Source organism: Bacillus sonorensis NBRC 101234 = KCTC 13918, from assembly GCF_001592005.1.
In the GTDB taxonomy this organism is placed as follows: domain Bacteria; phylum Bacillota; class Bacilli; order Bacillales; family Bacillaceae; genus Bacillus; species Bacillus sonorensis.
Genome location: NZ_BCVZ01000001.1, coordinates 86,580 through 108,729 on the forward strand (window position 1 = coordinate 86,580; position 22,150 = coordinate 108,729).

Sequence of the window (22,150 nt, forward strand, 5' to 3'; positions counted from 1 at the left end):
GAATATGAATAAAAATCCCCAATGCTCGTTCATTGGGGATTTTCTTTGTTTATTTATGGATTTTCACGCGTTCAGAAATCGGTGCGAAATCTTTTTCTCCCGGCTCTGATACCGGATGGCCGAACGGCATTTGGGCGATGAGCTTCCAATGTTCAGGGATGTTCCATTCTTTTTTGACATCCTCATCAACAAGCGGGTTATAGTGCTGCAATGTCGCACCCAGCCCTTCGCTCTCCAAAGCGGTCCACACAACAAGCTGAAGCATGCCTGAAGACTGCTCAGACCAGATCGGGAAATTGTCTTTATATAATGCAAATTGTTCTTGAAGTCCTTCGATGACATGCTGATCTTCAAAAAACAGAACCGTACCATAGCCGTTTCCGAAAGCGTTCATTTTTTCCTGAGTGCTTGCAAATTGATCAGCAGGAACGATCTTTCTCAATGTTTCAGTTGTGATATTCCAAAACTTATCATGCTGGTCGCCAAGCAGAACAACGGCTCTTGAGCTTTGCGAGTTGAATGATGATGGGGTGTGATTGACGGCAAACTCGACGATTTCTTGAATCCTTTCATCCGAGACCTTTACATCTTTAGAGATTCCATAAATAGAACGTCTTTCTTTAATGGCTGTATAAAAATCTTTTGCCAATTTTTCCGCCTCCAATTTTAAAAAATTATCTCGATTTCGAGATAATTATAGTCCATGTTTCAAAGCGCGTCAAAAGATTTGTCTCATACACCTCTTCGCTACGTGTTTTCTTTTGACGTACAGCGGGCGGGAACCTCATGATCTACCTCCACGGAAGAAGACACTTTACACTTTTTCGTAAAGATGAATAAAAACACTATAATCCTTCTTATCGAAATTTAATATATGATACAATTGACAAAACGTTTTTGAAAACAGAAAACACATTGCAGTTTAGAATTGCCACGGCACGATGAAAACATATACCAAACATAAAAGGAAGGTGCGTCTATGAGCCTTGATTACCATATGCCGAATTTAGTACTTGATGAAACCGATAAAAAAATTCTTTCCATATTACATGAGGAGGGGAGAATTTCTTATACGGATCTTGGAAAACGCGTAGGTCTGTCCAGGGTTGCCGTTCAAACAAGAATCAACAATCTGATTGAAGAAGGCATCATCGAAAAGTTTACTGCCGTTATCAATCCCGCAAAAGTGGGAATTCATGTATCGGTCTTCTTCAATGTTGAAGTCGAGCCCCAATATTTAGAGGCTGTCGCCGCCGCACTTGAAAATGAACCTGCTGTGACAAGCCTTTATCATATGACAGGCCCAAGCAAGCTGCATATGCATGGAATCTTTGCAAATGACCATGAAATGGAGCAATTTCTGACCAAACGCCTGTATCCGTTGAAAGGCGTCGTCAGCGTGGATTGTCAGATGCTGATCAAACGCTATAAAAGCCGCATGGGCATGAAGCTGTAAAAGGGGGAACCGGTATGAAGCATCCTTTTCGGGAATTGATCATAGCGATGGTGAGGACCGGAATATTGGGATTTGGCGGCGGACCTTCCGTTATACCGCTGATCCGCCACGAGGCCGTCACAACATTCAAATGGATCGATGATGATGAATTCGGTGAGATCCTGGCTATCGCCAATGCGCTTCCAGGCCCGATCGCCACAAAGATGTCGGCGTATTTGGGGCATAGAGTCAAAGGCACCCCGGGGGCCATCGTCGCGACAGCGGCACATATCCTGCCGACCTGTACAGCGATGGCCGCGTTGTTTGCCGCCGTCAATGTGCTTAGCCATTCGAGCGTCGTCAACGGCATGATCGGCGCTGTCACCCCGGTCATTGCCGTGATGCTCGGTATCATGGCATATGAATTCGGTCAAAAAACGCTGAAAGGATTCGGTGTTGTAACCGGCATTCTTTGTTTCATTCTTGCATTTTTGGGGCTTCAGGTGTTTTCCATTCATCCAGGAATCGTTGTCATGATTTTTTTAGCTTATGGAGCATTCCACTTTAAGTTGAAAAGAAAGGTTGCACAGGAAAAGGATAAAGGGGTGTCTTCATGATCCTGCTTTATTTGTTTTGGGCTTTTTTCATCGCAAATCTGCTGGGCTACGGCGGCGGTCCGGCGTCGATTCCCCTTAATTTTGAAGAAGTTGTTCACCATTTTCACTGGCTTTCAAAAGATGAATTTTCCAACATGCTGGCGCTTGCGAACGCTTTGCCTGGACCGATCGCCACAAAAATCGCCTCATATGTCGGATATAGTGTGTTTGGGTGGCCCGGTGCGGTCGTCGCTCTCATTGCGACCACACTGCCTTCTGCCGTCGTGCTCATTTTATTGCTCAAGTTGATCAGACGTTTCCGCAAGTCGCAGGCCATAAAAGGAATGACACTGGCCGTCCAGCCCGTAATCGCCGTTATGATGCTGCTCTTGACATGGGAAATCGGCGGTGATGCAGTTCATTCCATTGGATTTATACAAACATCGGCCATCGCGTTGGTAGCATTGGTGGGATTGACAAAATTCCGCATCCACCCGGCGGTTATCATCGCCGCAGCGTTCGCATACGGCGGCATTGTCATCCCCCTGCTCTAAAGCGGCGCTACATCGGGACGGGAACAATCTGCCGCCTTCCGATGGAATGGTATTCAATACCTGCTTCAACAGCTTCCTGCAATTCATGGCAGTTCCTCCCGTCAAACACGACCGGGTCATTCATCAGCTTTCTGTAGGCTGCCAAAGGGAAAGCTTTAATGTCTTCCCAATCTGTTAAAATCATCACCGCGTCAGCATCCTTTACAGCATCTTCAATCGTCTGCGCATATTGCACATTTTTATTTAATACCTGTTTTGCATGTTCGGTCGCAACAGGGTCGAACGCTTTAATCTTCGCACCCTTGCCGGCCAATGTTTCGGCAATGACGATTGACGGGGCTTCCCTCATATCATCGGTATCCGGCTTAAAAGACAGGCCGAGCAGAGAAATCACCTTGTTTTGTAAACCGCCGAGCCGGCTTTCCGCTTTTTCGACCAACAGGGTCTGCTGCTCATTATTTACTTTAATCACTGATTTCAGCAATTCGAAATCATGCTCTACATGGCCGGCAATTTGGACGAGTGCGTTCGTATCTTTTGGAAAGCATGAGCCGCCGTAGCCGATGCCGGCTCTTAAAAACTGATGGCCGATTCTTTTATCCTGCCCCATTCCGTATGCGACAGACTCAATATCCGCACCGACTTTCTCGCAAATATTTGAGATTTCATTTATAAAACTGATTTTCGTGGCCAGAAATGCATTTGATGCGTATTTGATCATCTCTGCGCTTCTGATATCGGTTTTCATAATAGGAATGCCAAATGGCGCAAAGACCTGTTCAAGCGTGTCAGCCGTTTGTTCATCTTCGGCTCCGATTACGATCCTGTCGCCGTGAAACGTATCATAAATGGCTGAACCCTCCCGTAAAAATTCGGGATTGGACGCAGCCGATATGTGAATGGGATGCGTTAGATGATGTTCGATGAGCTTCAAAATCCGTTCACTTGTGCCGACCGGAACAGTGCTTTTCGTCACGACAAGACAATCGCGCTTCACATGGCGTCCGATCATTTCCGCCGCATGTTCAATATACCGGAGGTCTGACCAGCCGTTTTCCTTTTGCGGTGTACCAACAGCGATAAATATGATATCAGCCCCTGAAATGCCTGTTTCAAAACTGGTGTCAAACGCCAGCCTGCGACGGTCAAGGTTGCTCCGGACCATGTCTTCGAGTCCGGGCTCATAAATCGGCGACACCCCTTTTTTCAACATAGCGATCTTTTTTTGATCAATATCAATGCATGTGACATGATGGCCGATTTCCGACAGACAGACGCCCGTCACAAGACCGACATACCCGGTGCCAACAATGGAAATCTTCATGCTGCTCCTCCTCTGACTGAATAAATGCCGGCTTGCGGAGCATCCTGGCTTTTTTACAGCAGGCCCAACAGCTTTTTCCTTTTGAGCGGAAGCGGGGGTTTTTTAGGTATATCCCGGTTTTTTAAGAGAAGCCCGGCATTTTCTATAAACATACTCAAAAGATCAGGGCCGTATTCGTTTTCCAATTCATCAAAAAGGAAGGAACGGGTGGTCAGATTGTGCGCATCTGAGGCGATAAAGTGGACGAGATCGGCTTCGATGAAGCGGCGGGCCAGCTTTTTGATATTTCTCCCAAACCTCCCGGCAAGACTTGAACATGTGACCTGGACATATGCCCCATTTTTGACAAGCCGGTATAAAAGATTGGGATTTTCCATGATTTCCATATTTCGCTCGGGATGTGCAATCACCGGAATAAACCCGTTCAACTGAATATCGAACAGCAGCTTTTCCGCATAGCGGGGAACATGGTGGTAAGGAAGCTCGATCAGGACATATTTCGTATTGGAGAGGCTGAGGAGCCTTCCCCGCACAAGGTCATCTTTTAATTCGCCGTATAAGCGGATTTCCTGACCTGGCAGAATGTTCAGCGGAATGTTTTCCTGCTTGAGTCTGGCCTTCAACGCCGATACGCCGGCAAGTATCTCCTCTTCTTCATGCTCGCATATGCCGGCTCTGTGATGCGGGGTGGCGATAATCGTGTGGACTCCTTGGGAAACGGCTTTTTTAGCCATTTCGATGCTGTCATTCATACACCTTGCTCCGTCATCAAGCGCGGCAAGAATGTGACAGTGAATATCGATCATAACCGGACCTCCCATATTGTTCGCTTAAAACGACTGATCCTTCCCGATGACCCCGTTCACCAGCCTGACGGCTTGTCCTTTTTTTGGTTTCGTGTATAAAACATTCCCCAGGATGGGAAGCTCCAGCCCATTTTCAATGTCTTCCTCGTTTTTGACCGTGCTGTTTAAAAGCTCAAGAAGAAAAGCGAGACCCGCTCCGAGCAGCAGTCCAAACATCGTGAAGACAGCCATGTTAAACATTTTGTTGGGACTGACCGGCGCAGGAGAATCATATGGCACGGCTTTTGCCACAATGCTGATTTCAGCTTTATCGTTCATAATATCTTGGATGTCTCTCTGAAAAACGGAGGCGACTGTATTTGCGATTGCGGCGGCTTTTGAATAATCCTTGTCCGTCGCGGAAATACTGACAATCTGCGACTCATTTTCGCTGGCAACGGTAATTTTTTTCTTTAGTTCTTCCGTCGTTTCCTGAAGGTTGAGATCATCCTTCACTTTATTTAAAATAACTGGGCTTTTCATGATCACATTATAAGTGTTGATGAGTTCAAGATTAGTCTGAATGTCGGTAAAGTTTGAGGTTTGGCGGCCATTGATGAGGATTTGGACAGATGCCTGGTAAACCGGTGTGAGCAAAAAATAATTAACGGCGGCGGTTGATGCAGCTGCCGTCATCGTAATTAGAATGATGAGAGCGCATCTTTTTTTCAAAACGAAGAACATATCTTTAAAGCCGAGCTTGTCTCGCATAAGAGCCCCCCTTAGGCGAAGTATTTATTTAAATTTTCAGCAAATTTCCATCGTTACCTTAATTATACATATTTATTACACAACGGGAAGAAATGAATCATGACAAATAGCGGGAGATTCCGGGAAAACGGGGTCTTTATATGGTAGTAACTATCGATTTTTGCAGGAACAGGGCTTTTTTTGCTGAACGAAAAAAAGCCGCAAAACGAGTTCGCAGCTTTTTTACGTTGTATAACCATTTTTAATATGAATTATCAGATCTTCAAGCAATTCTTTTGTCGTAATATCATGCGACTTTTCGCCAATGTCGTAAGCATGCATAAGAATTTTCAAAAATTCTTCCTGATTCAATTCCTTATCATCCATATCCTTTTCCTTTCAGCTTCCAAAGAATTCATAATTTTTTTGCGTTATATTTCAGATTATATGATGTTCATTAACGATTTGCCATAGTCTAATACATTATTCGACAGCTGTCCGTTTTTATGTCCTATTCCCGAGAAAATCTTTTTTGCACGAATCAATTGAGCTATAATAGAGAGATTGGAAACTTTTTAAAAGTGATTCGGTTAGGAGCGATAGACATGCTTCAGGAAATGATCTCAAAAACGGTTGTAATGGAGGCGGCTGAGCAGTTTAAGCATGTGCTGCCGTGCAATGATGAAAATATTCAGCTGATGAAAAAAGCTCTTATATTATACAGACAGGATTCAGTCTATCGGGTAAAAGCGCTTGACGGGCAGACAGCCTCCGCTTATGTCCAGGACGTTGTACCAGTGAAAGTCACCATTGATCTGTCCGCTGTCACAAAAAGCAGCTGTTCGTGCCCGTCGAAAAAAATCTGCCGCCACGTCCTTGCCGTTTACTTATATTTATATGCACAATATGAACGATTGGGAACATTTACGGAATATTGGAAAGAACAGCGGCAATCCCTTGATCGGCAGTTGCTGGTCAATCAGCTTCGGCGCAAACCCGATGAAGGTGTGCAGACGCTTGAAGGCTGGGTCCGCTTTTTCAAGTCGGAATTCAGCCTTTGGGAACAGCAGACGCCTAAAGGCCAGCAAACGATGCAATATCTTTATTATGGGTATTATTCAGCCCTAAAAAAACGGACGCCAACCGAACCTGAGCTGAAAAAAATCTACCAGATCCATGCCGCTCTTGCGACATGGCTTGCCATGCACACACTGATTGAAAAAGGGCGCATCGATCCGGAAAAAGACTTTTATTCACTGAATCCCTATGTCGAACAGCTGATGGATACGATTTACGGTTCAATAGATGAGCTGAAAACCTATGCGCTGTCATTTGCGCTTGATCCATTTTTAGAAAAAACGCCCGGCGTCGTTCGTGAGCTGCTGCTCAAAGAAGACATATTTCAATATGAAAGACTCCGGGTATTCGGAGAGATTTGGAGCGCTCTTCTCGCCCGTCCGAAATGGCTCAAGGAGGAGCTTGATGTTTTACAGCAATTGAACGGCTCCCCGGAAATTCAATTCGGCCGGCTCCACCTCGAATTCCTGTTAAAAAACGACGACGTGATGTTTGAACAAGCCGACACTTTTTCTCCCGACATTCTGCCTTATATGTTTCAATGGCTCGGGATCATGACGGCGAAAAAGGATTGGAAACGCCTTAAAAAATGGTATGAGCACCTTGAACCTCTTGTGGAAGGCTTCTGCAAGCTTGATAAACCGTACCGGGACATCCGGGATGTATTGAGCGAATTCTTCCTGTTTCTCGGCGATTACAGTAAAAACGCAAATGATGAGCATTTATATGAAAGGTATTGCAAAAAATGCCTGCCGTACACCTTTACGGAATACAGCCATTTTCTTTATAGCCGGAAGCGATTTATAGAATGGATGGAGATCCACAGCCTTGTCGGCTTTACAATCGCCGAGATCGGGCAGAATGCCTTGAAGGACATCGCCGCAGAGGCGCCCGAAGCGCTGCTCCCTTCTTATCACAGAGAAATTTCGGAGCTGATTGAACAGCGGAACCGCAGCGCATACAATGAAGCCGTCAGCTACTTAAAAAAGCTGCGCACTTTCTATAGAAAGCTGAAAAAACAAGATGTCTGGAAGCGGTACATGGAACAGCTTACGGCCCGCCACAAAAGGCTGCGTGCGTTCCAGGAGGAGCTAAAGAAAGGAAAGTTGATCGATGGCGAGTCTTAAAGAAATCGTGATACACGTCGAACAATCGGAAGACTATACATTCATTTTATCCTGCTATGACACGGATGATCAGCCGCTGACGCGGAGCCAAATGGAAAGGCATCTTTTCCAATGGCACGAATCATCCTTTTACGGCACTTTTCTTGAGGATGCAGGATTGGAAAAACCGGCCGTGCTTTTGTCTCCCTGGATGGCTGTCGAATTTCTTGGCAAAAACTCGTTTAATTCTTTCAGCGACATTTTGCTGACTGAGGAAACAGAACCGTTGATGAAAACAGCTTCAACGATTTATGAGTTTATTGCGGATCAAGATTTCCTGCCCGATTATGATGCATGGAAGCAAGGAAAGCTGTGCTGGAAGGACAAAGAAGGCCTTTTGGAAGGCTTTACGGCGAAGTGGTTTTCCAGTGCAGTCGATGACTATATCGATTACAACGATGCACTGAGGGCAAAATGGGAGGCGATCGTTGAACATTCTCCGGCCATTACTTCATTTAAAGGACATTTTCTCGATGAAGATGATTTTCTTGAAACGATCGGCTGGCTCGAGAATCCAGTGCCGTTTACCGTCGGCCTCAGGTTAAACGAGCCCGACTTTGACGGTGATGATTGGAAAATTGAATTGTTTTTACGCGATAAAAAAAGCGGGGAAATCCAGTTTTTCGACGGTTTGAAAGGATTAAAAGCATCGTGGCGCGCGTACGCCGATAAACTCGCCCGCGAACAGGACCGGTTCCGCCAAATCGTTCCATGGCTGACGATCGAGTCGGGCACGACCCTGCTGTCAGAAGAAGAAGCCTGGATCTTCCTGTCTGAAGCAAGCGAAACACTCGTCAGCATGGGGATCGAAATCCTGCTGCCATCCTGGTGGCAGATTGTTAAAGACAGCAACATGCTGCTGAAAGCGAAAGTTTCTTCAGCACCAAGGGGCGAATCTTTCGTCGGAATGAACGCTCTGATGGATTTCAACTGGCGGTTTGCGACAAATGGAATCGAACTGACAGAAGAAGAGTTTCATCAGCTTGTCGCAAATAAAAGGCGGCTCGTTAATATCCGCGGACAATGGATCAAAATCGATCCGAATTTTATTAAACAAATGAAAAAGCTGATGGAACGCGCCGAAACTGAAGGGCTTCACATGTCAGACATCCTCGCGCGGGAGCTGACAGACCGAAGCGGAGAGCATAAAGAAGACGACCTGCTCGATACCTCCGCTTTCAGCGAAGTGCAGTTTGAATTGTCATACCAGCTGAAAAACATGATCCGAAAGCTGAACGACAGACATGAGCTCCCATCATACCCAGTTAGCAAATACTTTAAGGGCACGCTCAGAGCCTATCAGGAAGACGGACTGAACTGGCTCCTCTTCCTCCGAAAATGCGGATTTGGCACCTGCCTCGCAGATGATATGGGGCTCGGGAAAACCATCCAGATGATCGCGTATTTCGCCTATTTAAAAGAAAAAGGACAAAAAACGCCATCCCTGATCATTGCACCGACTTCGGTGCTCGGGAACTGGCAGCGCGAGCTTCAGGCATTCGCCCCCGGTGTATCGGCGGCGCTCCATTACGGTCCAAAACGGCCGAGAGGAGAAGCATTTCAGAAAGAGTACAAAGATGCGGACATTGTGTTAACCTCCTACGGCCTCGCGCATTCCGATTTTGACGATCTGACAAGTGTAATGTGGAACTGCATCTGCCTTGATGAAGCGCAAAATATTAAAAACGCGCATACAAAGCAGTCCCGCTCTATCAGAAAGCTGAAAGGCCTTCACCATATCGCGCTCAGCGGAACGCCGATGGAAAACCGGCTCACAGAGCTGTGGTCGATTTATGATTTTATGAATAAAGGCTATCTCGGAAGCCTGGGCAGCTTTCATAAGCGCTTTGTCCTGCCGATTGAAAAAGACCGTGATGAAAAGCGGATTGAACAGCTTCAACAGCTGATTAAGCCGTTTTTGCTGAGACGAACGAAACAGGATCAGGAAGTCGCCCTCAATCTTCCCGAAAAACAGGAGGAAAAAGAATTCATCCCGCTTTCGGCAGAACAGGCATCCTTATATGAGCAGCTTGTAAAGGATACATTTGAACACATGACAACTCTCGCCGGAATGCAGAGAAAAGCATTGATACTCAGCATGCTCGGCAAATTAAAGCAAATCTGCGACCATCCGGCCCTCTACTTAAAAGAGTTTGAAACAGAGCTTCTGAACGGCAGATCCGTTAAGCTGGAAAAACTGCTTGAGCTGATGCAAACGATTCGCAGCCGGCAGGAAAGCTGTCTGATTTTCACCCAGTATATTGGAATGGGTGAAATGATGAAGCGGCTGCTTGAAACGTCATTTGACGAACCTGTCAAGTTTTTGAATGGAAGCTTACCGAAACTGGAAAGGGACAAAATCGTGGAGCAATTTCAAAACAAAGAATTTCCGATTCTGATCCTATCCTTAAAAGCGGGTGGAACGGGTTTAAACCTGACAGCCGCCAATCATGTCATCCATTATGACAGATGGTGGAATCCGGCTGTCGAAAACCAGGCGACAGACCGCGCCTACCGGATCGGCCAAAAACGGTTTGTGCATGTCCACAAGCTCATTACCACCGGAACAATTGAAGAAAAAATCGATCAAATGCTCGAATCAAAGCAATCGCTCAATGACCAGATCATTCAAAGCGAGAACTGGATTACCGAGCTTTCTGAAGAAGAACTTGAAGAGCTGTTTACATTAAGCACAGCCGCTATTTCGGGATGATGCCAAAGCAGCCGCCGTTCAGGCGGCTGTTTTTTATTTTTTCTAAAGTCGTGGGTCTCCACCTCGTTTCAATACCGCATGTTTTATCATTTTTCAGCTGAGCCTTTACACGTTTCCCTTTTCAATATTGACATTTTTTTTAATATTTTAAATATTTTTTGAAGAATTTTACCATTAATTATATAATTATCATGAAATTATTAACTTCCTTAACTTAAAACTTTGGCATTTCGATTTAAGGAGGTGATACCGGGAAACCTTGTTCATTTCTTTTTATATCAAGCAAAAAAGGAGGAGAAAGGATGAAATTGACACCGGTTGAACAAGAAAAGCTTTTAATTTTTGCCGCGGGGGAGCTTGCAAAACAAAGAAAGGAACGGGGTGTGCTGCTGAATTATCCAGAGGCAGCAGCTTACTTGACCTGTTTTATTATGGAAGGCGCACGCGAAGGAAAAAGTGTGGCTGAACTGATGGAAGCAGGCCGGCATGTCCTGACGGCAGACGACCTGATGGAAGGAGTTCCTGAAATGCTGGAAAGCATCCAGGTTGAAGCGACTTTTCCTGACGGCGTCAAACTTGTCACCATTCATCAGCCGATTGCACGGGAGGCGACAACATGAAACCTGGGGCTTATCAAATTGCTGATGGCATGATTTCAATAAACGAGGGACGGGCAACAAAAGAGATAAAAGTGAAAAATACAGGGACACGCTCTATTCAAATAGGCTCCCATTTTCATTTTGCAGAAGCCAACCGGGCTTTGGCTTTTGACAGGGAAGCTAGCTTGGGGATGCGGCTGAATATTCCGTCCGGAACTTCAGTCCGGTTTGAGCCGGGGGAAGAAAAAACCGTTCAGCTTGTAGAACTCGTCGGACGGCGGACAGTCAGGGGATTAAACGGCATGACTGAAACATTTCTTGATGAAAGAGGAAAAGAACAGGCGTTGAACCGTCTAAAAAGCGCCGGATGGATAGAGGGGGTTAAGCGGTGAAACTGACGAGAACACAATATGCTGAGCTGTTCGGACCGACAACAGGTGATAAAATCAGGCTCGGGGATACCGATCTTTGGATTGAAGTCGAAAAAGATTTCACTGTTTACGGGGAAGAAATGATTTTTGGCGGAGGAAAAACGATTCGCGATGGTATGGGACAAAATGGCCGAATCACCGGTAAAGACGGCGCGCTTGATCTTGTGATCACAAACGTTGTCGTGCTTGATTATACGGGGATCGTGAAAGCCGATGTCGGCATTAAAGACGGCCGAATCGTTGGAATCGGAAAAAGCGGAAATCCGGACATCATGGATCAAGTTGATCCGCATATGATCGTAGGAGCCGGAACAGAAGTCATCTCCGGTGAAGGAAAAATTTTGACAGCCGGCGGAGTTGACACCCATGTTCATTTTATTTGCCCGCAGCAAATGGAGGTCGCCCTGTCTTCTGGAGTGACGACATTAATCGGCGGCGGGACAGGCCCTGCGACCGGCAGCAAAGCGACAACATGTACATCAGGAGCCTGGTATATAGCAAGAATGCTCGAAGCCGGTGAAGAATTTCCGGTCAATGTCGGTTTTACGGCTAAAGGAAACGCTTCAGATCCAGCGCCGTTGATTGAGCAGGTGGAAGCTGGAGCGATCGGACTTAAGCTTCACGAAGACTGGGGAACGACGCCGAGAGCCATCAAAACTTGCATGGATGTCGCGGAGGAAGCGGATATTCAAGCAACGATTCATACTGATACGATCAATGAAGCCGGATTCCTTGAAAACACGCTTGAAGCGATAGGCGACCGCGTCATTCATACCTACCACATCGAAGGGGCCGGCGGAGGGCATGCGCCCGACATTATGAAGCTTGCTTCTTATGCGAATATCCTGCCTTCATCTACAACTCCGACAATTCCGTATACCGTCAATACAATCGATGAACATTTGGATATGATGATGGTTTGCCACCATTTGGATGCCAATGTTCCTGAAGATGTCGCCTTCAGCCACTCGAGAATCCGGGCGGCCACGATTGCTGCGGAAGACATTCTGCACGATATCGGCGCAATCAGCATGACATCCTCTGACTCACAGGCAATGGGCCGAATTGGCGAAGTGATCATCCGTACTTGGCAGACGGCGGATAAAATGAAAAAACAGCGCGGCGCTTTAGTTGGAGAAAATGGAAATGACAATGTGCGCGCAAAGCGCTATATCGCAAAATATACCGTCAATCCCGCTATCACTCATGGCATCAGCCATGAAGTCGGGTCAGTCGAGAAAGGTAAATTAGCCGACCTTGTCCTCTGGGACCCGATGTTTTTCGGCGTCAAACCGGAGCTCGTATTAAAAGGCGGAATGATCGCAAGGGCGCAAATGGGTGATCCGAATGCCTCCATCCCTACGCCGGAGCCTGTATTGATGCGGCGGATGTATGCTTCTTACGGTAAAGCGAACCGCTCGACTTCCATTACATTTATGTCTCAGGCAAGCATTGACCGCGGTGTCCATAATACATTGGGGCTAGAGAAAATGATTTCCCCTGTCCGCGGCATTCGGCGGCTCAGTAAAATGGATATGAAATGGAACAGAGCGCTTCCAAAAATTGAAATCGATCCTGCATCATACCAAGTATACGCCGACGGAGAAGAACTGTCGTGCCAGCCGGTCAGTTCCGTCCCGCTCGGCCAAAGATATTTCTTATTCTGATAAACGCTAAAGAAGATGAACACAGGTGATGTTCATCTTCTGTTTGGCCCTTCAATGTCAAAGGAAGCATCCCCAACATCTTATGATGAGATGTCGGAGATGCTGAATCAAAGAAGGGCAAGTATTAAATCGCTGCCCCTATCGTTACGCTGCCAGCTCTGCACCGGCATCACGCCGATATTAAAGGGTATGCGAATTAAATCGATTTTAAACCTTTTTTCTGATCGATGAGGTGCCGCAGGATATGAGCCACACCGTTTTCATCATTTGTCAGCGCCACTTCGTCGGCCATCTCTTTAATATCCTCGCGGGCGTTCCCCATCGCAAAGCTCCTCCCGGCTGCTTTCAGCATGGAATAATCGTTGAGGCTGTCTCCGACGGCAGCCGTCTCATCCAGCGGAATGCCGAGCTTATGCGCCAGTTTTTCTAATGCGAGCCCTTTGGACGCCTGAATATGCTCAAGCTCAAAATTGTGTTCGGCCGAAGTGACGAGCGTTAGGCCCTTTTCCTTTTCAAAGCGTTTCCAGCCTTTTTCAAGCTTTTCTTTATGAAAGGAAAAGCCTAAAACGTTGTATACATTGAGGTTTTGATCGCGTTCAAACAGCTCCCGATAAGAGTTGATGTACGCGTAGCCGTTTTGGCTGAGCTGCTGCTCGGCGGCCAGTTCAAGCTTTGATAAATCGGCATCGGGATTTGCTCTTCTCAGACGGTCCAATTCGATATCGAGCAGCTCTCTTCCATTTTGCGGAGTAAAGATCGCATCATCGCTGAACACTTCATAGTAGTAATTCTCTTCTTCAAGCCAGCGAAGAATTCCTTCCGCCTTTTTCCGCTCAATCGGAACGGCATGGCAAAGGCGCCCTTCAGGGTCGTGAATCACCGCTCCATTGGCGCTGATGATCCATGTTTTGATGCCTGTCTCCTGAAAAATCGTTTGCACGTCAAAAGACGCCCTCCCTGTGGCAATGACCACTTCAATTCCGTTTTTCTGCGCTTCCTTTATCGCTTCGATGCTCTCCCTTGCCACTTTGCTTGCACTGTTTAATAAAGTCCCATCCAAATCCACGGCAATCATTCTCATCAGCTGATTTCCCCCTTATGTCCCTTCTTGTTCTGCCACAAGCAGCTCCACACCGTGCTGATCGAGCAGCCTCTGGAATTCTGTTACCGGCAGCCTGTCGGTAATGAGAAGATCAATGTCGCTTAGCCCGGCATACCGGAAAAAATCCGTCCTTCCAATTTTGGAGTGATCCGCAAGCGCGATCACTTGTTTCGCTTGGGATATCATTTTCCTCTTGACCATTCCATCCTCTTCATGGGCAATTGTCAGCCCCTTATCAGAAACTCCGACAACCCCGATGAAAGCTTTATCGACATGGTAGCCTGACAGCTTTTCAATTACGGAAGCGCCATATAAAAATCTGTGCTCCTTCTGAAGCTTTCCGCCGAGAAGATGGATATCCGCCCCCCTCCTTGAAGAAAGAACCTCCGCCTGGTTAATCGAGTTGGTTATGATCGTACAACTGATATCCGGTAAATGCTCTGCACAGGCTTGAACTGTCGTGGACGCGTCGAAAATGATATGGTCGCCTTCCCTGATTAATGAAGCAGCCGCTTTGCCGATCATGTTCTTTTCTTCAGAAACGATTTCCAGTCTTCCGGAGTAGTCTTTAATCTCATCATGAATGGTCGGCAAGATGGCGCCGCCCCTCGTCCGGATGATCGCGCCACGCTCTTTCAGCTTGACGAGATCACGTCTTGCCGTATCTCTTGAGACTTGGAATAAAGAGCAAATCTGCTCAACGGAAATTCGTTTATGCTCCTTTAAATAGTCGATGATGGAAATTAACCGTTCCTCCTGATACACTTCATCATTCCTTCTTCTCTTAAGTGAAATTCGTTGTTGTTAAGTAATTATAAGTTAAATTCATAATGATATCAAGACGAAATAAGTAAAGTTAAGCAAAAAAGGACTGAATGCTAGAGCATATGTACATCTCCAGCATCCAGTCCCTTTGCTAAAGAGAAAACGTTCCATATTCAGACCGCCAGGCTTTGCGAAACGCCTCAATATCCCGGTCTATAGCGGGATGATCGGCCAGTTTCCCGAAAAGCGCCGGACTGATCGTCGCTTCATGGCTCCCCGCTTCCATCACGGAGAGAATTTGCCCCTTATGTTTAAAGCTTGCCGCAAGCACTTTGCAATGAAATCCGTACATGCTGAACAAGCCGACAATCGTTTTGACTGTCCCTGCTCCATCGCCGAATTCATTGTCAATCCGGTTGACATATGGCGCAACATACCCTGCACCCGCCTTTGCTGCAAGGACGGCCTGTGCAGCCGTATAGACAGCCGTTCCGGTTATGCGGAAATTTTCTTTAGAAAGCTGTTGAATCGCACGCAATCCTTCTTTTGTGACGGGGATTTTGATCCAGACGTTTCCATCGAGCCAATCGTGCAGATCCTTTGCCTGCTCCATCATGCCCGCACAGTCTTTGCCAATGATTTGGGCATGAAGGGGCAGATGATCGGGAAGAAGGCGGCGAATCTCTTTGATCTGCTGCTTAAATGGCCGCTTTTCCCCGGCTATCAGTGCGGGATTGGTCGTAACGCCGTCAATGGGCAGCGAATCTAACAAGCTTTCAATCTCTGATATATTTGCTGAATCCACAAGCATTTTCATTTCCGTCACTCCCCGCGTTTAATGCATGACCTGTCCTCCGGTCACATTTATGGATTGGCCTGTCATATAAGAAGCTTGATCTGATGCATAAAATAATACGGCGTTGGCGATATCATCGTACGTACAGCCGCGCTTCAGCGGAACTTTTTCCGTATACACGCGCTCCACTTCGCTTTCGGGAATACCCAGCTTTTTCGCATATTGCGGTATTAAGCTTTGGAACATCGGGGATTTCAATAAGTTCCCCGGCATAATGCTGTTCACGCGAATATTATGTTCGGCAAGATCGAGCGCAAGACTTTGGGTTAAGCCGACACCGCCGAATTTTGAGGCCGAATATGCCGTATTATGTTTGCTGCCGACTTTTCCGGATTTTGAGTTGATTTGAATAATAGATCCTGAGCCCTGCTCGATCATGACTTTTGCCGTTTCTTTTGCGCAAAGAAAATATCCGGTCAGGTTGACATCGATGGTCTTCTCCCAATCTTTCAGCTGAAAGTCGATGATTTTATTGCTTTTCGCGATTCCCGCGCTGTATACCATGACATCGATTTTGCCAAATGCAGCAGACACGTTCTCAATCATTCGTTTGACATCATTTTCTTTTGTAAAATCCGCTTCAATCGCCAGCGATTTTTTACCGTATTTCTCGGCTGCCTGATCCGCGGTTTTTTTGGCGTTTTCTCCATTGATGTCCGCGACGGCAACGTCGTATCCCGCTTCTGCCATCCGGTAGGACAGCGCTTCACCGAGGCTTTGTCCTCCTCCGCAGATTAACGCCGTTTTCCCTTCATTCATTTCCATATCGCACTCGCTCCTTATCAGCTTCTTTTAATTTGAATCCAATCTCCAGCCAAAACCTTAGGCAATTCTTTCTGTTCAAGATATAACGTGCCGGGCAGTTCCGCAGTACTCGCCCCGTCAAATTTGAGCGTAATATGTCCAAGGTTGGCCAGGTTCTGCGCCACGGCTTCCCCAACGGCGGTCACTTTATAAGATTCCCCGCCAAGCAGAAGCTCATCGCCTTTCATGACATCTTCTTCAACGGGCTGTATATCAATCGATAAGCAATAATCTTTTAATTCTTCTGGCGCTCCTTCGCCGAATAAAATCAGCATTTTTTCATCTGAGAAAGCGGATGCTAATGCTCCGATTTTATTGATTTTCGTTTTATAAATCATAGACATGGTTTCTCCCTCCTCAAACAATCTCAGCTGTCATACAATCCAAAGCTCGCCAGCCAAGCAATGAAAACCGTAGGCGCTCCCGTTAAAAATCGCGAATACAGCACGGATGGGACTCCGACTTCGACGGTTTCCACCTCTGCTTCAGCAAGCCCGAGGCCGACAGGAACAAAGTCTGCAGCCGCCTGTGAGTTGATCGCAAATAATGCGGGCAGCGCGAGATTCGGCGGAATGTTGCCTTTTCCGATCTCTACGCCGATCAATGACCCGACCACCTGGGCGATAACCGCGCCGGGGCCGAGGAACGGAGAAAGCAGCGGAAACGAACAAACAAACGCGATTAACAGCAATCCTGGAAGGGAACCTGCAAAAGGAGACAGAAATTTCGCAAAAATATCCCCGATTCCCGACTCTTTGATGATGCCGATCAATAAAGCGACAAATGCCATGAATGGAAGTATCGTTTTGATAACGGTTTCAATCGCTTCCCGGCCGGCCTGATAAAAAATGCTGACAACCGACCCCATCGCCATTCCGACTTTCGCCATGACGCCTATTGGCGCCTGCTGTTCACTAATTTTTTTGTCTGTGCTATAATGGTTTTGTTTATGTTCTATTTGATTATCTTTTAGAATATTGGACTGTTCCGGCTCTTCTTTAGCCTTATGCAGTTTGATATTCTCTTTTTTTACCCCTGAAACATAAATATCTTCTGTAATATGGGCAGCGAGCGGCCCGCTTTTTCCAGTTGCCATCACATTGATGGTCGGTATCCGTTTTTGCGGATATAGACCGCATCTGAGCGTCCCCCCGCAATCAATAATGACAGCGGCCATTTCCTTTTCGGGAACCGTCGTCTTAAAACCGTCGACGAGCGTACATCCCGCAAGCTCCGCCAAATAGTCGGCAAACTCCGGCTTGTTTCCCCCTGTGACATATACGATTTTATTTTTTTGTTCATCAGGGGTGATCACCAGCGGTCCGCCAAATCCTCCCGGCCCTTTTGACACTATAACCGAACGATAGGAACTCATCTGTCAACCGCCTTTCTTATTTAAGTTCGATCGAATCCTTTAATGAAACACCCTGCTGTTTCGCTACATAAGCCGTTGTGAAATCCGTCACCCAGCCTCTTAAAAAGTTGGTCACAATCCCGACCAAAAAGTAGCGGAGAGCCAGCTCTGTCGTTTCATGCCCCAATGTCGTAATGCCTGCGGCAATCCCGAGAAAAACAAACAGCTCGCCGGGATTCACATGGGGGAAGAGCCCGTTATAGGTATGGCAGGAATAAGAAGCTGCGGCATAATAGCTCGGTTTGTATTTTTCCGGAAGGAACTTTCCGAGCGACAGCGTCATTGGGTTTGCAAGCATAAAAGTTCCGGCGGCGGGTAGCACCAAATACCGCGTCAAAGGGTTTTTTCCCGATTTTTTCGCAAGCGTTTCAACCCGCTTTTCTCCAATCAGCCGTATCATTGCATTCATGGCGACAAGCAGCATTATCAATAAAGGAACGATGTCTGTAAGCATGCTGACAAAAACTTCGCCGCCATGTCTGAATAAATCCATAAATTTTTCTGCAAACCATGTTACGTTTTTCATATTTCACCTCTTTTTTTCATCTGAAGATTAAACAGCTTTTGAAACAGCGATTTCTTTGGCGGAACATCACCTCCTTTAGTGATGATGCTGAATGTTCTTAACGCATCCTGAATTGCCAGCCTCGTCAGGCGGTCGTGAGAGGCAAGGTCGGACTGCCCGATTTTCGGCAGATACTTTCCTTCAAAGCCCTTTAAAGGCCTGATTCTTGAAAAAACCGTAACCCCTTGCATTTTGGAGGCCTGAATGATTTTATTCCGTTTATCAATGACAAACAAAACGACCGTCCCGGCTCTGAACAGCCCGGTCCGCCTTCCGACCGCCACTCTTCCCATCCGCCTGTATTCCGCGAATGTTCGATTGAAATGCCTGATTTGCCAAAAGCCCAATACGCTTTGGAGAAGCCAGGCTATGCCAAGAGCAATGATAAAATAAATGATCATGTTTTGTTCTTCACCTCCGCGGCGATTTCTCTGGCTGTTTCGGCAGTCGTCACCAAAACATTAATGTAGCGGCCTTTGGCTGCTCCGATAATGGATGGAACCTTTTCACGCGATTCGGCCAGGCCGATTGAATATTCCAAATCTTTCAGCCGATTGATGTCTATGGCAATGGTTCTGTCATTAATCTCGGTGTCTATTAATTTTCCGGAACGGTCAAAAAAACGGGAACAGATATCGCCGACTGCATGTTTTTCTTTTAAACGCTCCATATCCTCATCTCCGTAAAAACCGGTCCAGATCATATTGGATGAACTAACCGGCGCTCCGATTCCGACGGCTGCGACCGTAAGACCGTTCCAGAGTCCTTCTATTTTTTTGAAGTAATGGGACTTTACAATTTCGTCCTTTGTTTCTTTTTTCTCTACGACCGCTGCGGCATCGATAAAATACGGCGTGCCGCCAAAATCACTGGCAATGCTGTAGACGATGCTGTTCACGTGGTATTTTGTGTCCATTGTGCCCGGGCCTCCGACAAGCGGAACGAAAGAAGCGCTGCGTTTCCTGACTCCGTGGAATTCTCCGATCATGCCCGCCATCGTCGTCCCCCACGCAAATCCGACCGTATCACCGTCTTTAATGACGCGCTTTAACATATCGGCTCCTGCTTTGCCTACGCTTTTCTTCTTTTCCTCGGCTGTCTGCCCCGGTTTTGTCTCGCAGATAAACACTTCTTTAAGGCCGAGAAGCTGTTCAAGCTCGCGCTCTAAATCGTAATGGGCTCCGACATTGTCATCGATCGTAATTTTGACGATGCCTTCTTCCCGCGCCTTTTTCAGCATGCGGCCAACGGTTGTCCTGTAAATTCCCGTCGCCTTGGCGATCTGGCTTTGTGTCAAATCTTCTTCATAGTACATTTTGCAAATTTTGATTAAAAGACGCTTGTCATCTTTCATCTCCATACGATCACCCTTTACAATTTGCACATTTGTGCAAGTAATGGTCATTTGTTTTGTATTCGCTTACATTATACATACAGGACATTCTTGAGTCAATTTAAATTTGTCTTTTTTTTGACGAAATAAAAAAACCGGTTCTAAAAACCGGGTACAAGAGAGGAGAAATAGGGAGAATTCATTGATTTTCTATAGGAAAGGAGTTTGAGAGGAAAATCGTTCATGGTCTAGATCTCTGCGGTTTCGCGGGTTTTTCCGCCCAAAAAATGAGCGGAGCGGGCGACGACTTCTGTTAGAAAGATGCGTTTCCCTTCTGAATTCACATAATGGCGTGTTTGAATTCTGCCGTTCAAGCCGACAATAGAGCCTTTGCTGCAATAGTCAGCCGTATTTTCAGCCGTTTTTCGCCACAATGTGCAATTGACAAAGTCCGTTTCAATTTTGCCTGCGGCATTTTTGAAATGCCTGCTGACAGCCAAAGTAATATTTGCAACAGGGACACCGTCAGATGTATACCGCAGCTCCGGGTCCTTCGTTAAACGCCCGACCAGCATGATCTGATTAAACATTCCGTCCCTCCCTTCATCAGCGGTATCCCCAGTTTACAAGAGAAATCCCTGCAAGCAAAATATGGATAAAAGGAAATTGTTCCTGAGAAATTCAGTTTCCATTATATTTTATTGCTTTTATTACCATTAATAATAAACATCTTTTCTTTTTGATTTGGAAATATGTATTTTTCAAAAAAGTGCTGGTATATAAAACATACACGTTTACGAGCTCTCAGACTGAATATGCTATAATGGTTATACAACTATGAAAGCTTGTGGGGTGATAGCAATGAAAACCTTTAGGCTTATTGATTTGAAAATCGTCCGTCAGGATGACACGGCAAAACGGCTTGAGGAGTTCCCTCTGATCGACGGCCTGATCATCAACAAGGAAGACGGAGAAAACCACTGGATGGTCGAAGGGCTTGTCTCTAAGGAGTATCGATATTTTTTTGAATACCTTTTGCAGGAAGGCAAAGAAGTCAAAACATACGTTACGATTACCAAAAAAAGCAACCGGCCCGCACAGCTGCTGGCAAAGGTCAAAAACATCACGGTTCTCGGAGAGCATGTCTCGGTTTTACTGGACGGCAAAATGGTGAGGTCCAAGTTCGGAAGGGATTCCGACAAGATTTTAGAGGGATTGATAAAAGAAGGGTATACCGGAGATCGGCTTCTTGAAGCATTTAAGCAAAATATATAAAAAAGGCTGTCCTATAAAAGCGGCAGCCTTTTTGTTTACTGTTAAGAATGTTTCGTACGCTCCTTTAGCAAGTCGCGGATTTCTCTGAGGAGTTCTTCCTGAGGATCGGGACCGGCTTCTTCTTCCTCCTCCAGAATGTCTTTCTTTTTCTTCAGCTTGGACAGATACCGGATAAAAATAAAAATCGAAAATGAAATGATGAAGAAGTTTACGATCGTCTGAATGAACATCCCGTACTTGATGACGGCATCGCCGAATGTGAAAGAGAGTGCTGAAAAATCCAGTCCCCCCAGCAAAAGGCCAAAGACGGGCAGAATAATGTCATTGACGAGCGAGGTCACGATTTTTCCAAAAGCGCCGCCAATGATCACCCCGATGGCGAGATCGATTACATTTCCCTGAATCGCAAAGTTTTTAAAATCTTTCCACATACAAGGGTCCCCTTTCCGTGATTCATACATCATAAAAAAACAAATGGGTTCATGCAAAACCCATCTGTTCCGATTATTCCTGTTTTTCTCCGAGCGAAAACATCAGCTCGGCTTCACAAACGATTTCACCGTCTACTTTGGCGACTCCTTTTCCTTTGCCGATTGAGCCGCGGAAACGGATGACTTCAAGCTCAAGATGCAATTGGTCTCCCGGCTTGACCTGCCTTTTGAAGCGACAGCTGTCAATTCCTGCAAAAAACGCGAGTCTTCCGCGGTTTTCTTCTTTCATCAACAGGGCCACCGCTCCGATTTGCGCCAGTGCTTCCACAATTAACACACCCGGCATGACCGGGTAGTTTGGAAAATGGCCGTTAAAAAATTCTTCATTTACTGTAACATTTTTATAACCCGCAGCCCGCTTGCCTTCTTCTACCTCCGTCACTCGGTCAATGAGCAAAAAGGGGTAACGGTGGGGAATAATTTCTTTGATTTGTTGGGCATCAAGCAT

General features: G+C 46.3%; 26 protein-coding genes. 9 read left to right on the forward strand and 17 right to left on the reverse strand.

Translation table 11 applies throughout. The annotated features are described in order from the left end of the window. Nucleotides 1-49: 49 nt before the first annotated feature. Nucleotides 50-649, reverse strand: coding sequence for a nitroreductase family protein (locus BTR1S_RS00380; RefSeq protein ID WP_006639329.1), 600 nt, complete (start codon nt 647-649; stop codon nt 50-52). Nucleotides 650-979: 330 nt separating this feature from the next. Between BTR1S_RS00380 and chrS the strand changes: the two genes are divergently transcribed. From chrS to chrA, 3 genes are read left to right on the forward strand one after another with little or no spacing between them, the layout of a single operon-like run. Next, a complete protein-coding gene (gene chrS, locus BTR1S_RS00385) occupies nt 980-1,456 on the forward strand; it encodes a chromate efflux transcriptional regulator ChrS (RefSeq protein ID WP_006639330.1) in 477 nt (158 codons plus the stop codon). A 14-nt stretch (nt 1,457-1,470) separates the two neighbouring features. Beyond that, the gene (gene chrB, locus BTR1S_RS00390; protein ID WP_006639331.1) at nt 1,471-2,052 is read left to right on the forward strand and encodes a chromate efflux transporter ChrB; all 582 of its coding nucleotides are present in this window, start codon (nt 1,471-1,473) and stop codon (nt 2,050-2,052) included. After that, entirely contained in the window at nt 2,049-2,585 is a 537-nt protein-coding gene (chrA, locus tag BTR1S_RS00395) for a chromate efflux transporter ChrA (RefSeq protein WP_006639332.1), read from the forward strand. Before chrB ends, chrA begins: the two co-directional genes overlap by 4 nt. A gap of 7 nt (nt 2,586-2,592) precedes the next feature. Here chrA and BTR1S_RS00400 read toward each other — a convergent pair whose 3' ends face one another. The 4 genes from BTR1S_RS00400 to BTR1S_RS22985 all read right to left on the reverse strand — a co-directional run bounded on the left by BTR1S_RS00400 (nt 2,593) and on the right by BTR1S_RS22985 (nt 5,831). Next, a complete protein-coding gene (locus BTR1S_RS00400) occupies nt 2,593-3,909 on the reverse strand; it encodes a UDP-glucose dehydrogenase family protein (RefSeq protein WP_029419602.1) in 1,317 nt (438 codons plus the stop codon). A 53-nt stretch (nt 3,910-3,962) separates the two neighbouring features. Beyond that, a complete protein-coding gene (locus BTR1S_RS00405; RefSeq protein WP_029419603.1) occupies nt 3,963-4,715 on the reverse strand; it encodes a tyrosine-protein phosphatase in 753 nt (250 codons plus the stop codon). Nucleotides 4,716-4,739: 24 nt separating this feature from the next. Continuing rightward, nucleotides 4,740-5,465 (reverse strand): YveK family protein, encoded by a 726-nt coding sequence (locus BTR1S_RS00410; RefSeq protein WP_006639335.1) that lies wholly within the window; start codon nt 5,463-5,465, stop codon nt 4,740-4,742. A 222-nt stretch (nt 5,466-5,687) separates the two neighbouring features. Further along, nucleotides 5,688-5,831, reverse strand: coding sequence for a YwzD family small protein (locus BTR1S_RS22985; RefSeq protein WP_006639336.1), 144 nt, complete (start codon nt 5,829-5,831; stop codon nt 5,688-5,690). 218 nt (nt 5,832-6,049) lie between these two features. Between BTR1S_RS22985 and BTR1S_RS00415 the strand changes: the two genes are divergently transcribed. The 5 genes from BTR1S_RS00415 (at nt 6,050) to ureC (ending at nt 13,097) form a co-directional block, all read left to right on the forward strand. Beyond that, nucleotides 6,050-7,648, forward strand: a complete 1,599-nt coding sequence (locus BTR1S_RS00415; RefSeq protein WP_006639337.1) for an SWIM zinc finger family protein — start codon at nt 6,050-6,052, stop codon at nt 7,646-7,648. Next, nucleotides 7,635-10,400, forward strand: coding sequence for a DEAD/DEAH box helicase (locus BTR1S_RS00420; protein ID WP_029419604.1), 2,766 nt, complete (start codon nt 7,635-7,637; stop codon nt 10,398-10,400). Before BTR1S_RS00415 ends, BTR1S_RS00420 begins: the two co-directional genes overlap by 14 nt. A gap of 302 nt (nt 10,401-10,702) precedes the next feature. Then, nucleotides 10,703-11,020 carry an urease subunit gamma gene (ureA, locus tag BTR1S_RS00425; protein WP_006639339.1) on the forward strand — a complete coding sequence of 106 codons (318 nt, stop codon included), beginning with the start codon at nt 10,703-10,705 and terminating at the stop codon, nt 11,018-11,020. After that, entirely contained in the window at nt 11,017-11,391 is a 375-nt protein-coding gene (gene ureB, locus BTR1S_RS00430; protein WP_006639340.1) for an urease subunit beta, read from the forward strand. Before ureA ends, ureB begins: the two co-directional genes overlap by 4 nt. Continuing rightward, nucleotides 11,388-13,097: an urease subunit alpha gene (ureC, locus tag BTR1S_RS00435; protein ID WP_006639341.1), complete on the forward strand. Its 1,710-nt coding sequence runs from the start codon at nt 11,388-11,390 to the stop codon at nt 13,095-13,097. The genes ureB and ureC overlap by 4 nt, the downstream gene beginning before the upstream one ends. A gap of 196 nt (nt 13,098-13,293) precedes the next feature. Here ureC and BTR1S_RS00440 read toward each other — a convergent pair whose 3' ends face one another. From BTR1S_RS00440 to ssb, 10 genes are all read right to left on the reverse strand, one after another. Then, on the reverse strand, nt 13,294-14,178 hold the full coding sequence (locus tag BTR1S_RS00440) for a Cof-type HAD-IIB family hydrolase (protein ID WP_029419605.1): 885 nt from the start codon (nt 14,176-14,178) through the stop codon (nt 13,294-13,296). 15 nt (nt 14,179-14,193) lie between these two features. After that, nucleotides 14,194-14,964, reverse strand: coding sequence for a transcriptional regulator GlcR (glcR, locus tag BTR1S_RS00445; protein WP_029419606.1), 771 nt, complete (start codon nt 14,962-14,964; stop codon nt 14,194-14,196). A 151-nt stretch (nt 14,965-15,115) separates the two neighbouring features. Beyond that, entirely contained in the window at nt 15,116-15,781 is a 666-nt protein-coding gene (locus BTR1S_RS00450; RefSeq protein WP_029419607.1) for a transaldolase family protein, read from the reverse strand. An 18-nt stretch (nt 15,782-15,799) separates the two neighbouring features. Continuing rightward, nucleotides 15,800-16,585: a sorbitol-6-phosphate dehydrogenase gene (srlD, locus tag BTR1S_RS00455; protein WP_006639345.1), complete on the reverse strand. Its 786-nt coding sequence runs from the start codon at nt 16,583-16,585 to the stop codon at nt 15,800-15,802. A 17-nt stretch (nt 16,586-16,602) separates the two neighbouring features. Continuing rightward, on the reverse strand, nt 16,603-16,968 hold the full coding sequence (locus tag BTR1S_RS00460; protein ID WP_006639346.1) for a PTS glucitol/sorbitol transporter subunit IIA: 366 nt from the start codon (nt 16,966-16,968) through the stop codon (nt 16,603-16,605). Between the two features lie 23 nt (nt 16,969-16,991). Next, nucleotides 16,992-17,999, reverse strand: coding sequence for a PTS glucitol/sorbitol transporter subunit IIB (gene srlE, locus BTR1S_RS00465; RefSeq protein ID WP_029419608.1), 1,008 nt, complete (start codon nt 17,997-17,999; stop codon nt 16,992-16,994). A gap of 16 nt (nt 18,000-18,015) precedes the next feature. After that, nucleotides 18,016-18,564: a PTS glucitol/sorbitol transporter subunit IIC gene (gene srlA / locus BTR1S_RS00470; protein WP_029419609.1), complete on the reverse strand. Its 549-nt coding sequence runs from the start codon at nt 18,562-18,564 to the stop codon at nt 18,016-18,018. Further along, the gene (locus BTR1S_RS00475; RefSeq protein WP_006639349.1) at nt 18,561-19,004 is read right to left on the reverse strand and encodes a transcriptional regulator GutM; all 444 of its coding nucleotides are present in this window, start codon (nt 19,002-19,004) and stop codon (nt 18,561-18,563) included. The genes srlA and BTR1S_RS00475 overlap by 4 nt, the downstream gene beginning before the upstream one ends. After that, entirely contained in the window at nt 19,001-19,963 is a 963-nt protein-coding gene (locus BTR1S_RS00480) for a sugar-binding transcriptional regulator (RefSeq protein WP_029419610.1), read from the reverse strand. The genes BTR1S_RS00475 and BTR1S_RS00480 overlap by 4 nt, the downstream gene beginning before the upstream one ends. Nucleotides 19,964-20,184: 221 nt before the next feature. Then, on the reverse strand, nt 20,185-20,526 hold the full coding sequence (ssb, locus tag BTR1S_RS00485) for a single-stranded DNA-binding protein (RefSeq protein ID WP_006639351.1): 342 nt from the start codon (nt 20,524-20,526) through the stop codon (nt 20,185-20,187). Nucleotides 20,527-20,797: 271 nt separating this feature from the next. Between ssb and BTR1S_RS00490 the strand changes: the two genes are divergently transcribed. Continuing rightward, on the forward strand, nt 20,798-21,211 hold the full coding sequence (locus BTR1S_RS00490; RefSeq protein ID WP_006639352.1) for a YwpF-like family protein: 414 nt from the start codon (nt 20,798-20,800) through the stop codon (nt 21,209-21,211). Between the two features lie 41 nt (nt 21,212-21,252). Here the strand turns inward: BTR1S_RS00490 and mscL are convergent, their stop codons facing one another. Beyond that, nucleotides 21,253-21,642 carry a large conductance mechanosensitive channel protein MscL gene (gene mscL, locus BTR1S_RS00495; RefSeq protein WP_006639353.1) on the reverse strand — a complete coding sequence of 130 codons (390 nt, stop codon included), beginning with the start codon at nt 21,640-21,642 and terminating at the stop codon, nt 21,253-21,255. Between the two features lie 73 nt (nt 21,643-21,715). After that, nucleotides 21,716-22,150 carry a 3-hydroxyacyl-ACP dehydratase FabZ gene (fabZ, locus tag BTR1S_RS00500; RefSeq protein ID WP_006639354.1) on the reverse strand — a complete coding sequence of 145 codons (435 nt, stop codon included), beginning with the start codon at nt 22,148-22,150 and terminating at the stop codon, nt 21,716-21,718.

What these genes read in the sequence shown, in the direction of transcription:
- chrS (WP_006639330.1), top strand. Translation starts at nt 980, where the DNA reads ATGAGCCTTGATTACCATATGCCGAATTTAGTACTTGATGAAACCGAT.
- chrB (WP_006639331.1), top strand. Translation starts at nt 1,471, where the DNA reads ATGAAGCATCCTTTTCGGGAATTGATCATAGCGATGGTGAGGACCGGA.
- chrA (WP_006639332.1), top strand. Translation starts at nt 2,049, where the DNA reads ATGATCCTGCTTTATTTGTTTTGGGCTTTTTTCATCGCAAATCTGCTG.
- BTR1S_RS00400 (WP_029419602.1), bottom strand. Translation starts at nt 3,909, where the DNA reads ATGAAGATTTCCATTGTTGGCACCGGGTATGTCGGTCTTGTGACGGGC.
- BTR1S_RS00405 (WP_029419603.1), bottom strand. Translation starts at nt 4,715, where the DNA reads ATGATCGATATTCACTGTCACATTCTTGCCGCGCTTGATGACGGAGCA.
- BTR1S_RS00410 (WP_006639335.1), bottom strand. Translation starts at nt 5,465, where the DNA reads ATGCGAGACAAGCTCGGCTTTAAAGATATGTTCTTCGTTTTGAAAAAA.
- BTR1S_RS22985 (WP_006639336.1), bottom strand. Translation starts at nt 5,831, where the DNA reads ATGGATGATAAGGAATTGAATCAGGAAGAATTTTTGAAAATTCTTATG.
- BTR1S_RS00415 (WP_006639337.1), top strand. Translation starts at nt 6,050, where the DNA reads ATGCTTCAGGAAATGATCTCAAAAACGGTTGTAATGGAGGCGGCTGAG.
- BTR1S_RS00420 (WP_029419604.1), top strand. Translation starts at nt 7,635, where the DNA reads ATGGCGAGTCTTAAAGAAATCGTGATACACGTCGAACAATCGGAAGAC.
- ureA (WP_006639339.1), top strand. Translation starts at nt 10,703, where the DNA reads ATGAAATTGACACCGGTTGAACAAGAAAAGCTTTTAATTTTTGCCGCG.
- ureB (WP_006639340.1), top strand. Translation starts at nt 11,017, where the DNA reads ATGAAACCTGGGGCTTATCAAATTGCTGATGGCATGATTTCAATAAAC.
- BTR1S_RS00440 (WP_029419605.1), bottom strand. Translation starts at nt 14,178, where the DNA reads ATGAGAATGATTGCCGTGGATTTGGATGGGACTTTATTAAACAGTGCA.
- BTR1S_RS00450 (WP_029419607.1), bottom strand. Translation starts at nt 15,781, where the DNA reads ATGAAAATGCTTGTGGATTCAGCAAATATATCAGAGATTGAAAGCTTG.
- srlD (WP_006639345.1), bottom strand. Translation starts at nt 16,585, where the DNA reads ATGGAAATGAATGAAGGGAAAACGGCGTTAATCTGCGGAGGAGGACAA.
- BTR1S_RS00460 (WP_006639346.1), bottom strand. Translation starts at nt 16,968, where the DNA reads ATGTCTATGATTTATAAAACGAAAATCAATAAAATCGGAGCATTAGCA.
- srlE (WP_029419608.1), bottom strand. Translation starts at nt 17,999, where the DNA reads ATGAGTTCCTATCGTTCGGTTATAGTGTCAAAAGGGCCGGGAGGATTT.
- srlA (WP_029419609.1), bottom strand. Translation starts at nt 18,564, where the DNA reads ATGAAAAACGTAACATGGTTTGCAGAAAAATTTATGGATTTATTCAGA.
- BTR1S_RS00475 (WP_006639349.1), bottom strand. Translation starts at nt 19,004, where the DNA reads ATGATCATTTATTTTATCATTGCTCTTGGCATAGCCTGGCTTCTCCAA.
- BTR1S_RS00480 (WP_029419610.1), bottom strand. Translation starts at nt 19,963, where the DNA reads ATGGAGATGAAAGATGACAAGCGTCTTTTAATCAAAATTTGCAAAATG.
- ssb (WP_006639351.1), bottom strand. Translation starts at nt 20,526, where the DNA reads ATGTTTAATCAGATCATGCTGGTCGGGCGTTTAACGAAGGACCCGGAG.
- BTR1S_RS00490 (WP_006639352.1), top strand. Translation starts at nt 20,798, where the DNA reads ATGAAAACCTTTAGGCTTATTGATTTGAAAATCGTCCGTCAGGATGAC.
- mscL (WP_006639353.1), bottom strand. Translation starts at nt 21,642, where the DNA reads ATGTGGAAAGATTTTAAAAACTTTGCGATTCAGGGAAATGTAATCGAT.
- fabZ (WP_006639354.1), bottom strand. Translation starts at nt 22,150, where the DNA reads ATGCTTGATGCCCAACAAATCAAAGAAATTATTCCCCACCGTTACCCC.